Genomic DNA, 1,944 nt, shown 5'->3' on the forward strand with positions numbered 1-1,944 from the left:
CAGGACCAGGGCGGCGGCTACGGCAGTGGCCAGCGCCAGCAGCGTCCGGCTCCGGCCCAGCAGCAGTCGCTCCGCCGCCGATGGACGATTTCGCCGACGACGACATTCCGTTCTGATCGACGCGTCGCAGCGATGACATCGAAGGGGTCTGTGGCAGCTGCCACCGGCCCCTTTTCCGTTCATGGCCCGATCGGACGGTGGCCTCAGGCCCGTTCGTACCAGCCGCGTGATCGGTTGACGATGCGGACCACCGACAGCATTACCGGCACTTCGATCAGCACCCCGACCACGGTTGCCAGCGCCGCACCGGAGTGGACCCCGAACAGACCCACGGCGGTGGCCACGGCCAGTTCGAAGAAGTTGCTGGCCCCGATCAGGGCCGACGGCCCGGCCACGCAGTGGGCGACACCCAGCCGACGGTTGAGCAGATAGGCCAGCCCCGCATTGAAATAGACCTGGATCAGGATCGGCACCGCGATCAGCGCGATGATCAGCGGCTGGCGGACGATCTGTTCGCCCTGGAAGCCGAACAGCAGCACCAGGGTCAGCAGCAGCGCCGCCAGTGACACCGGGCCGAGTGTCTGCAGTGCCGCGTGCAGGTCCGGCTCACCGGCGCGGGCGAGGATCCAGCGCCGCAGCAGGGCGGCGACCATCACCGGGACCAGGATGTACAGGCCCACCGACAGGAGCAGCGTGTTCCACGGCACGGTGATGGCCGACAGGCCCAGCAGCAGGGCCACGACCGGCGCGTAGGCCAGCACCATGATGGCGTCGTTCAGCGCCACCTGGCTGAGCGTGAAGTTGGCATCGCCCCGGCACAGGTTGCTCCAGACAAAGACCATGGCCGTGCAGGGCGCGGCCGCCAGCAGGATCAGGCCGGCGATGTAGCTGTCGACCTGTCCGGCAGGCAGCCAGTCGGCGAAGGCGTGCCGCAGGAACAGCCAGCCCAGCAGCGCCATCGAGAATGGTTTGACCGCCCAGTTGATGAACAGCGTGACGCCGATCCCTTTCCAGTGCCGGCCGATCTGGTGCATCGCGCCGAAATCCACCTTCAGCAGCATCGGGATGATCATCAGCCAGATCAGCACGGCGACCGGCAGGTTGACCTTGGCCAGCTCGGCCGAGGCCAGCAGCGCGAATGCCCCGGGGAAATAGTGGCCGAGCACGGTGCCGGCCACGATGCACAGGGTCACCCAGAGGGTCAGGTGACGTTCGAACCGTCCCATGGCAGCGGGGGCGCTCATGCGCGGCGGTCGCCGGGTTGCAGCAGGCCGATCTGGTCCAGTGCCTGCTGCAGTGGCGCGCGCGCGGCCCAGAGCGTTGCCGGCAAGGCCAGCAATGCCTGCAGTCGCGCCTTGATGATGGCGTGGGCCTGCGCGAATGCCTCGGCCTTTTCGGCATCAGTACCCTGGACCGCGGCCGGATCGGGCAGGCCCCAGTGGGTACGGACGAAATCGCCAAACACCACCGGACATGTCTCGGCAGCGGCGGCATCGCAGACGGTGATCACCACGTCCATCGGCGCGCCGTCGGCGAACTCGTCCCAGGATTTGCTGCGCAGTCCGGCCGTCGCAATACCTTCGGCCTGCAACTGGGCCAGGGCGAAGGGGTTGATCTGGCCGGTGGGCTGGCTGCCGGCGCTGAACGCTTCGAACCGCTGGCCGGCCCAGGCCCGGAGTGTGGCTTCGGCAAGCACGCTGCGGGCCGAATTGCCCGTGCACAGGAACAGTACGCGTTGGGTGGTCATAAGGAATGAATCTCCGCTCAGCAGGCGCAATCAGGGGGTGTGGGGCTGCAGTCGGGGCTGGGGGCGCCCGCGCAACAGTTGTGGGTGAGGTAGGCGATCAGGTCGTTCATCGCGCTGAAATTGGCGCGGTAACAGACGTTGCGGCCCTGGTTCTCGCTCTGCAGCAGGCCGGCGAGCAACAGTTCCTTCAGGTGGAA

2 protein-coding genes and 1 pseudogene are annotated in these 1,944 nt (G+C 67.4%); all 3 read right to left on the reverse strand.

The annotated features are described in order from the left end of the window. Positions 1–203: 203 nt before the first annotated feature. On the reverse strand, positions 204–1,226 hold the full coding sequence (arsB, locus tag JCM9942_RS14805; protein WP_054660598.1) for an ACR3 family arsenite efflux transporter: 1,023 nt from the start codon (positions 1,224–1,226) through the stop codon (positions 204–206). 14 nt (positions 1,227–1,240) lie between these two features. Then, positions 1,241–1,747 (reverse strand): arsenate reductase ArsC, encoded by a 507-nt coding sequence (locus tag JCM9942_RS14810; RefSeq protein ID WP_054660600.1) that lies wholly within the window; start codon positions 1,745–1,747, stop codon positions 1,241–1,243. Between the two features lie 17 nt (positions 1,748–1,764). Then, positions 1,765–1,944: pseudogene (locus JCM9942_RS14815) on the reverse strand (transcriptional regulator); the annotation flags it as partial.

It is taken from the genome of Stenotrophomonas pictorum JCM 9942 (genome assembly GCF_001310775.1).
Lineage (GTDB): Bacteria > Pseudomonadota > Gammaproteobacteria > Xanthomonadales > Xanthomonadaceae > Stenotrophomonas > Stenotrophomonas pictorum.